This window comes from Zhongshania sp. (assembly GCF_041584495.1).
In the GTDB taxonomy this organism is placed as follows: domain Bacteria; phylum Pseudomonadota; class Gammaproteobacteria; order Pseudomonadales; family Spongiibacteraceae; genus Spongiibacter.
Window position 1 is genome coordinate 56,722 of record NZ_JBFHDY010000007.1, and the last position, 8,909, is coordinate 65,630.

The 8,909-nt window shown below is 54.1% G+C and carries 8 protein-coding genes; 1 reads left to right on the forward strand and 7 read right to left on the reverse strand.

The genetic code is table 11. From position 1 onward, the window contains the following. Nucleotides 1–27: 27 nt before the first annotated feature. From recG to ABYP33_RS02620, 3 genes are all read right to left on the reverse strand, one after another. Complete coding sequence (gene recG / locus ABYP33_RS02610) at nucleotides 28–2,148, reverse strand: ATP-dependent DNA helicase RecG (protein WP_373088044.1); 2,121 nt, start codon at nucleotides 2,146–2,148, stop codon at nucleotides 28–30. Next, nucleotides 2,145–3,119: a LysR substrate-binding domain-containing protein gene (locus ABYP33_RS02615; protein WP_373088046.1), complete on the reverse strand. Its 975-nt coding sequence runs from the start codon at nucleotides 3,117–3,119 to the stop codon at nucleotides 2,145–2,147. The genes recG and ABYP33_RS02615 overlap by 4 nt, the downstream gene beginning before the upstream one ends. A gap of 106 nt (nucleotides 3,120–3,225) precedes the next feature. Continuing rightward, nucleotides 3,226–4,224, reverse strand: a complete 999-nt coding sequence (locus ABYP33_RS02620) for an NAD(P)H-quinone oxidoreductase (RefSeq protein ID WP_373088048.1) — start codon at nucleotides 4,222–4,224, stop codon at nucleotides 3,226–3,228. A 148-nt stretch (nucleotides 4,225–4,372) separates the two neighbouring features. Here ABYP33_RS02620 and ABYP33_RS02625 point away from each other — a divergent pair, with 148 nt between their 5' ends. After that, nucleotides 4,373–5,257 (forward strand): NAD-dependent epimerase/dehydratase family protein, encoded by an 885-nt coding sequence (locus tag ABYP33_RS02625; protein WP_373088050.1) that lies wholly within the window; start codon nucleotides 4,373–4,375, stop codon nucleotides 5,255–5,257. A gap of 8 nt (nucleotides 5,258–5,265) precedes the next feature. Here the strand turns inward: ABYP33_RS02625 and ABYP33_RS02630 are convergent, their stop codons facing one another. The 4 genes from ABYP33_RS02630 to gmk form a co-directional block, all read right to left on the reverse strand. Then, the gene (locus tag ABYP33_RS02630; protein ID WP_373088052.1) at nucleotides 5,266–5,649 is read right to left on the reverse strand and encodes a RidA family protein; all 384 of its coding nucleotides are present in this window, start codon (nucleotides 5,647–5,649) and stop codon (nucleotides 5,266–5,268) included. Nucleotides 5,650–5,774: 125 nt separating this feature from the next. Beyond that, nucleotides 5,775–7,955, reverse strand: coding sequence for a bifunctional (p)ppGpp synthetase/guanosine-3',5'-bis(diphosphate) 3'-pyrophosphohydrolase (locus ABYP33_RS02635; protein ID WP_373088054.1), 2,181 nt, complete (start codon nucleotides 7,953–7,955; stop codon nucleotides 5,775–5,777). 22 nt (nucleotides 7,956–7,977) lie between these two features. Then, nucleotides 7,978–8,241 (reverse strand): DNA-directed RNA polymerase subunit omega, encoded by a 264-nt coding sequence (rpoZ, locus tag ABYP33_RS02640; protein WP_373088056.1) that lies wholly within the window; start codon nucleotides 8,239–8,241, stop codon nucleotides 7,978–7,980. An 83-nt stretch (nucleotides 8,242–8,324) separates the two neighbouring features. Continuing rightward, the coding region (gene gmk / locus ABYP33_RS02645) for a guanylate kinase (RefSeq protein ID WP_373088058.1) at nucleotides 8,325–8,909 on the reverse strand (585 nt) is incomplete at its 5' end.

Sequence of the window (8,909 nt, forward strand, 5' to 3'; positions counted from 1 at the left end):
GGAGCGCAAGGCTTTTCCAAAAAGGTTTTATACCGAGGCGTACACACTGCGCCCAGAAAGCCAGCGTTGAATAAGCGGTTTAACGTTATTTGGGTGGTTGTCGATGATGTGCTGGGCTTGTTCGCGCACCGCGTCGAGCAAATCGTCGTCGCGCTGTAAATCGGCTATTTTAAAACTCATTAAGCCGGTTTGGCGGGTGCCTAGTACTTCACCGGGACCGCGCAGTGCCAAATCCTGCTCAGCAATAACAAAGCCGTCATTGCTGTCGCGCAGAGCGGCTAAACGCTCGCGACCATTGCGTGACAGCGGCGTTTGGTAAAGCAGTACGCAAAAGCTTTGCTGGCTGCCACGGCCGACCCTGCCGCGTAATTGGTGTAACTGAGCAAGGCCGAGGCGCTCGGCGTTTTCAATGATCATTAGCGAGGCGTTGGGCACGTCTACCCCGACTTCAATTACCGTGGTGGCGACGATTAAATCTAATTCTGCCGCTTTAAAGTCGGCCATGACGGCGGCCTTTTCTTTGGGCTTCATGCGGCCGTGCACCAGACCAATGCGTAATTCCGGCAGGGTTTCTTTTAATAGCGCCCAGCTGGCTTCAGCGGCTTGAGCTTGAAGTTTCTCAGATTCTTCGATCAGGGTGCACACCCAATAGGCCTGCTGCCCGCTAGCGCAAACACCTCGGAGTCTTTCCATCACATCGCCGCGCCGGTCATTGGCCAGTACCACGGTATTGACTGGGCTGCGGCCCGGAGGCAATTCATCGATGACCGAGGTATCGAGATCGGCGTACGCAGTCATGGCCAAGGTCCTTGGAATAGGAGTTGCGGTCATGATGAGCTGGTGGGGCTGGCCGACCTCGGCGGCTTTTTGTTTTAGCGCCAGGCGTTGGTGCACACCAAAGCGATGTTGCTCGTCGATGATGACTAAACCGAGACGGGCGAACTCCACATCGCTTTGAAATAGTGCGTGGGTGCCAACCGCGACATGGGCGCTGTGATCGGCAATTGCGTCGCTTTGCAGTTGGCGGGCTTTGCCTTTTAATTTACCAGTAAGCCAGGCCACATTTAAACCGAGGGGTTCAAACCATTGGCTGAAGCTTTGGTAGTGCTGCTCGGCCAAAATTTCGGTGGGCGCCATAATCGCGACCTGGTAGCCGCTGGCGACTGCTCGCAATGCGGCGAGTGCCGCTACGGCAGTTTTACCGCTGCCAACGTCACCTTGAACCAAGCGCAGCATGGGGGTATGGCTGCGCAAGTCCTTGGCAATTTCCTTGGCTACGCGTTGTTGTGCGCCCGTTAGCGTAAATCCCAAGCCTTTTAAAAATCCGCGCTGCAGTGATGTTGGGCCGTCGAGGGCCGGGCCGCCACTGCGTTGGGTTTCGCGTCGCAACTCTTGCAGGGCTAAATTATGGGCGAGCAATTCTTCAAAGGCCAAGCGTCGCTGGCTGGGGTGCAAGCCTTCTTGTAATTGACTGATGGAGGCGTCAGTTGGCGGGTGGTGTAAGTAGCGCAGCGCCTCGGCCAAGGTCCATTGCTTGTTATTAAGGGCATAGGGCAGTGATTTAGTTGGTAAGCATTCACTTACTGGGTGGTGTTCTAGATATATCAGGGCTTGGTCGCAGAGCTTGCGCCAACTGGTTTGGGCAAAGCCTTCGGTGCTTGGGTAAATCGGCGTGAGTCGCTCTTCTACAGGTACGGGTTCGTCGCCGCCGAGAACCCGGTATTCGGGGTGGTAAAATTCTAGGCCACCGCTGCCTCGTCGGGGTTCACCAAAGCAGCGCAGCCGCGCACCAGGGGTGAGTTGGGCTTTTTGCGCCGCACTAAAATGGAAGAAGCGCAGGGTGGTGGTGCCGCTACCATCTTGGATTCGGCAGACTAAGCTACGGCGACGGCCGAACACGACATCGGCAACCAACACTTTACCTTCAATGACGACGTCGGTGCTTAATTGCATGGCCCCAATCGGTGTAATACGGGTGCGGTCTTGGTAGCGCAGGGGCAGGTGGAACAGTAAATCTTGTACGGTTTTAATACCCAGTGCGTCGAGCTTTTTGCGTACCTTGGGGCCCACACCTTTTAAGGTGGCGACACCAAGTTGATTTAGCGCCACGGTGGTAGCTGGATTGCGTCTGTCAGTGGCTTGGCTCATCCGGATTTTTTAATTTTACGTTTTGTTTTGGATGGACTTTGTGAGCTTGGCAGCGAGGTTAGTGCCACCGCCGAGGCTTTTATGGCTCGGCTAATGACATCCACGGCTTGGTGGCGGGGAAAACTCGCGCGCCAGGCCAGCGCTACGGTGCGGGTTGCAGAGGGGTCGATAAAAGGCCGAGTACACAGCACACCATCGCCGTAGGGAGCGACTTGCGCGGCCGACAGCGGCAGTATGGTAATACCGAGCTTGGAGACCACCATGTGCTTTAAGGTTTCGAGTGAGCTGCCTTCGACAACGGACTGGAGTAAGCGATCTCCTTTGGCAAAGGTTTGTCGAAGTCCAGGGCATGCGGCCATGACTTGGTCGCGAAAGCAGTGGCCTTCACCGAGGAGCAGAACATTTTCATTGAGTAAGTCGTCTTGGTGTAGCGCCGTTTTTTGCGCTAAGAGGTGGTCGCAGGGCAGCAGCACAACAAAGGGTTCTTCGTAGAGCGGCTGGGTAACAACGTCGGGTTCATTAAAGGGGAGCGCGACAATAATGGCGTCGAGCTGGGAGGCGCGCAGGCGCTCTCGCAAGACCCCGGTTAAATTCTCCTCAATATATAAGGGCATCTCTGGCGCATACTCGCGAATTAGCGGAATACAGCGCGGGTAAAGATAGGGACCAACGGTGTGAATTGCGCCAATGGCCAGCGGCGTGCCCAGGGGGTCGCGGCCCTGATTGGCGAGCTCGCGAATATGGTCGGCTTGCTCGAGCACATAGCGCGCTTGGCGAATGACTTGTTCGCCCACTGGCGTCGTTTTAATTTGCCCGCGATTGCGCTCAAACAAAGAAATGCCGAGTTCGTCTTCCAGTTTTTTAATGGCCACACTGAGGGTGGGCTGGCTAACAAAGCATTTTTCTGCCGCTTTGCCGAAATGCCCTGAATCTTTCAGGGCAATAATGTAGCGCAGTTCGGTAAGCGTCATAAAAATACCTGTGCAATAGCGAAAACGTAATAGTTAATATCTATCACGCTCAATACTACCCTGCCGCGCTGAAAAGGCAATTTATACTTTAACGGAAAAGCCGAGATTACTCTGCTAGCCGCAGTAAAATTTTGCCGATATGGGCGCCACTTTCCATGCGGGCATGAGCGGCGGCGATATCGGCAAATGGAAAGACCTGATCAATCACCGGTTTAATTTCGCCGTTGCCGTACAGTGGCATAACCTGCTCTTCTAGCTCGGCGGCTATTTGCGCTTTTTGTTCAGTACTTTGGGCGCGCAAGGTTGAGGCGGTTAAGGTCAGGCGTTTCATCAGTACCGGTAAAAAATTCAATTCGGCGGTAAAGCCCGCTTGAAAGGCGATAAAAGCGATGCGGCCGTCGGCGGCGGCGAGCTTAATATCCTTTCGCACATAGTCGCCGCCTACCATATCCAGAATCACATCCATGCCGTGGCCGTCAGATGCTTCGGCGAGGACGTTTTCAAAGGCCTCGGTTTTGTAATTAACGGCTTTTAGCGCGCCGAGGCCTTCGCAGGCCAGGCATTTGGCATCGCTACCGGCGGTGGTATAAACCTTGGCACCCATCGCTGTGGCGAGACGAATGGCGGTTGTGCCAATGCCGCTACTGCCGCCGTGAACCAGGAAGTGCTCGCCAGCTTTTAATTTGGCGCGCTGAAAAACATTGTGCCAAACCGTGAATAAGGTTTCTGGTAGCGCCGCCGCATCGAGTACCGACATGCCCTTGGGAACAGCGAGGCATTGGCTGGCGGGGGCTATGGTATAATCGGCGTAACCGCCACCATTGCACAGCGCGCACACCATATCACCGACGGCCCAGCGGCTGACGTCGCTGCCGATGGCGACAATTTCACCCGATACCTCTAATCCCAGTACAGGGCTGGCGTCTGCTGGTGGTGGATAGAGACCATAGCGCTGCATTAAGTCGGGACGATTGACGCCGGAGCCAATAACGCGCATCAAGACTTCCTTGGCGGCAGGCTCTGGCATCGCCTCATTGGCGAAGCTCAGATGGTGATCTTCGCTGTTAACGGTAACGATACATCGCGTGATGGGAAGGCTTGCCATGGTCGTCCTCGGGTGCAAAGTGCTAAGCTCTGCAGCAGCGCTCGTCATCGCCGCTAACACCTAGCAGAAAAAAGATGAGAGCCAGTATAGCGAAGACTGCTGGCACGGGGCGAATGGTCGTTTTTATTAATTGGAGTTTACGCCGGCGATGATTGTTGAAGGCAAGAGCGAACAAAAAAGGCTGCTCATTGTGGGTTGTGGTGATATTGGCAATGGTTTAGCTGAAATATACTTGCCAGAAAGCTGGGAAGTACAGGGCTTACGTCGTAATTCGACTAAGTTGGCGCCGGGGATTACGGCCTTGGCGGCGGATGTTTGTGATCCTGCGAGTGTGGCTGCCCTTGGCCCGCTACACGCAGACTATGTGGTGGTGACCTTAACCCCTGGCGGCAATAAGGCCGAGGCCTATCAAGCTGTATTTGAGCGCGGTTTGGCCAATGTTTTGGCTGCGATCGCGGTGCCACCCAAGCACATATTTTTTGTCTCCAGTACCGGCGTGTACGCGCAGGCCAACCACGAGGTCATCGATGAGACTAGTGAAACTGCCCCCGACCGATTTTCTGGTCAAAGCCTCTTAAACGCTGAGCAGGCAATAGCTGCTACTGCTTGGCCCCATAGTAATATTCGCTTTGGCGGTATTTATGGTAGCGGTCGATTCTTTATGTTGAATAAGGTCTTGGAGGGCGGCTGCGCTCCGCCACAGCCGCTGCATTACACTAACCGAATTCACCGCGATGATTGCGTCGGGTTTATCGCCCATTTAATAGATAAAGCCGAGGCGGGTGCCAAACTCGAAAGCTGTTATGTGGGTGTGGATGATGAGGCTGCGAGTATTCAGGATGTACAGGCGTGGTTGGCTGCGCAGTTAGGCGTGGCTTACGCAAGCAAGGGCGAGCCGATTGCGCGTACTGGGAGCAAACGCTGTGTGAATCGCCGTCTGCGAGAAAGTGGCTATACACTGAAATACCCGACTTTCCGCGACGGGTTTGAACCGGTACTGCGCGCGTGGCGCGCGAGTACCGCTAAAGATTGACGCTGTCATTAAAGCGCCAGTATGACTTCAACTTCAATCATGGCGCCGCGGGGTAGCGCGGCAACTTGAACGCAGGCGCGGGCTGGGTAGGGTTCAGTAAAGAACGTCGCCATTACCTCATTGACCTGAGCAAACACGCTCAGATCCGTTAAGGAGATGTTTACCTTCACCGCGTTATTTAAGCTGCCGCCGCTGGCATCGGCCACGGCCGACAGGTTTTTAAACACCTGAGTGGCCTGCTCAACAATCCCGCCGGCAACCATGGTCATGGTTTCTGGCACCAAGGGAATTTGTCCAGACAAATAAACCGTATTGCCCACCTTCACCGCTTGCGAGTAAGTGCCAATAGCCTCTGGGGCGTGGAGGGTGTTGATGTATTCTTTAGTGCTCATGAGGTTTGCTTCCTAGTTTCAGGATTGATATTGATTAGTGGAATTGCTTAATGCTGGACGGGAGACGGGAGATGCTAAGAAAAGCAGCTTTTGCGTTCACCGTCTCCCATCAAGCGTCTGGCTGATCAATGCCTTTCCCTAGTCACCTTTATCACCGCGGGAATATTTCTGATCCGGCGCATAATATTGGCTAAATGCACGCGCGAACGGACGCCAACAATAAGGTGAATGGTGCTGATTTTGGCATTTTCGTCTTCTACGCTGACTTTTTCTATGCTGCCGTCAGCGCCATTCACGCGGGTTGCTAACACAGCAATAATGCCGCGCTGCTTGGTTAATTCAATTTTCATTTCTACCGAGAAGTCGCGGTCAATATTTTCGGCCCAACTCAGAGGTACTACCCTGTCGGGCTGGCTGCTAAGTTCAATGCTGTTGTGGCAGTTTTCGCAGTGTACCACCACCCCTTTTTCAGAGCTGACGATGCCAATAATGTGGTCGCCGGGTATGGGGTAGCAGCAGCGCGCAAAATTAACCAAAAACCCTTCGGTACCATGGATGACCATGGAATGGCGGGTCGGCGGTGGCCGCAGGGCGTCGCCGTCGGCAATATTGTCGCGTAAATTTAGTAATTGGCGGGCGGTCAAATAGGCAACTCGGTTACCCATGCCGATTTGTTCATAGATATTGTCTGGCGTTTTGGCGTGGGTAGTGTCGACCAGTTGCTGCAGGTATTTGCCTTCGAAGTCGCCAATGTTCTCATTCATGCTGGCCAGTGCGCGTTCGAGCATGCGCTTGCCCAACGTTAAGGCTTCGTTTTTGCGTTGGTATTTCAGGTGGTGACGAATACCCGTACGGGCCTTGGCCGTGACCACAAAATGCAGCCATGCCGGGTTGGGTTGGGCACCGGGGGTGGTAATCACTTCGAGTGTCTGACCGCTTTGCAGGGTTTCTGACAAGGGCGCCAAACGGCGGTTGATTCGGCAGGCCACGCAGCTATTGCCGATGTCGCTATGAACCGCGTAGGCAAAGTCTACGGCCGTGGCGCCGGCGGGCAATTCCATAATGTCGCCGCGCGGGGTAAAGACATAGACCTCGTCGGGGAAGAGATCAATTTTGACATTCTCGATAAATTCTAAGGAGTCGCCAGCGCGCTCCTGCATTTCCAAAAGGCCCTGCACCCATTGGCGAGCGCGGGCATGGCTGGAGTTACGCTTGGGCTCTTGGTCGCTGCTTTTGTACAGCCAATGGGCGGCGATGCCGTTATTGGCCATTTCTTCCATTTCGTGGGTGCGGATCTGAATTTCAATCGGCACGCCTTCCAAGCCAAATAACACGGTGTGCAGAGACTGGTAGCCATTGGCCTTGGGAATGGCAATATAGTCTTTAAATTGGCCTGGCACCGGCTTGTATAAGCTGTGTACGCAGCCCAGTACTCGGTAGCAGCTGTCGACCGAGTCCACCACTATGCGAAAGGCATAGAGGTCCATAATCTCTTTTAGCGACTTACGCTTATTGCGCATTTTGCTGTAAATACTGAACAGGTGCTTTTCGCGGCCGATGACATTGGCGCTGTGGCCTTCTTCGGTAAGGCAGTTCTCGATGCTTTCTTTAATGGTGGTAATGGTTTTTTTGCGGTCGCCAAAGCGCGTGGTAATGGCCTTGCGAATGCGTCGGGCGCGCATGGGATGCATGGACATAAAGCCCAAGTCTTCGAACTCAACCCGAATATTGTGCATGCCCAAGCGCTGGGCAATGGGCGCATAAATCTCCAGCGTTTCTCTGGCGATACGGCGGCGCTTATCTTGGGGCATGGCGCCGAGGGTGCGCATATTGTGAAGGCGGTCGGCAAGTTTAACCAAGATAACGCGAATATCCTTGGCCATGGCCAAGGCCATTTTCTGGAAGTTCTCGGCTTGTTGCTCGGCTTTAGATTGAAACTCGATACGGGTGAGCTTCGACACCCCGTCGACTAGCTCGGCAACAACATCACCAAATTGATCGCTTAAACCCTGTTTGGTGACATGGGTGTCTTCAATGACGTCATGGAGCATCGCCGCCATGAGGCTTTGAACGTCCATGTGCATTTCTGCAAGAATACTGGCAACGGCTAAGGGGTGGGTTACGTATGGCTCGCCACTGCGACGGTTTTGACCTTCGTGGGCTTGTTCTGCGTAATAGTACGCGCGTCGAACCTGATTTACCTGATCGGGCGTCAGGTATTCAGCAAGGGAGATTGCAAGGGCGTCGATTGATCCGGCTGGCTCTTTAGCGCCGCTGCTCGGATTGAAAAAACTGTATTGATGCATCGACGCCCCTTTCAGACGCGAATTACAGTGAAGCGGCGCCCAATTCAGCGCCCAGATCAATTTCTGGCGCGTCTTCGTGCTTATTGGCAGCCATGACTTGCTCGCGGGTGATCTTGCCTTCGGCCAGTTCACGCAGTGCAATAACCGTTGGCTTATCGCCCTCTTCTGCAACTAAGGCAGTTTTGCCGCCGGTTGCCAGAGCATGGGCGCGTTTGCTGGCGACCATAACTAATTCAAAGCGATTATCGACGGCTTGTAGGCAGTCTTCAACAGTAATTCGGGCCATGATGTGTTTCCTGCAGACTAAACAAAATCAGCGCACAAATTGCGCGCTGTTAATTACTTGGCAGTCTAACAAAAAGTTGACACTTATGACAGTAGCGCACTAAGCAGTGTGGCGTGGCGGTCCTGTTGTTTGTCTAATTGCAAACGACGGGCGCGAATGATGGCCTCTAAGTCGGCCAGTGCGGTGTCGAAGTCATCATTAATGACCACATAATCGCCTTCAACATAGTGAGACATTTCCGCCACGGCAGCGTCCATGCGGCGCTGAATGACACTGTCGTCATCCTGACCGCGACCAGTAAGGCGCTGATTTAAGGCCTCGCGAGAGGGCGGCAGAATAAAAATGGCGATGGTTTCGGGCATTAAGCGGCGCACTTGCTGGGCGCCCTGCCAGTCAATTTCCAAAATCACATCTTCGCCACGGGCGAGTTCAGACTCTACCCACTTTTGAGAAGTGCCGTAAAAATTATCAAAAACCTGGGCATGCTCCAAAAAAGCGGTCTCACCCAGCATCTGTTGGAACACCCCGTGGCTGATAAAGTGATAATTCACCCCATCCTGCTCACCGGGCCGCATTGGTCGCGTGGTGTGGGATACCGACACACTGAGCTGGGGCGTGCGCTTGAGTAACTCTGCGACTAAGCTGGTTTTGCCGGCCCCCGAGGGTGC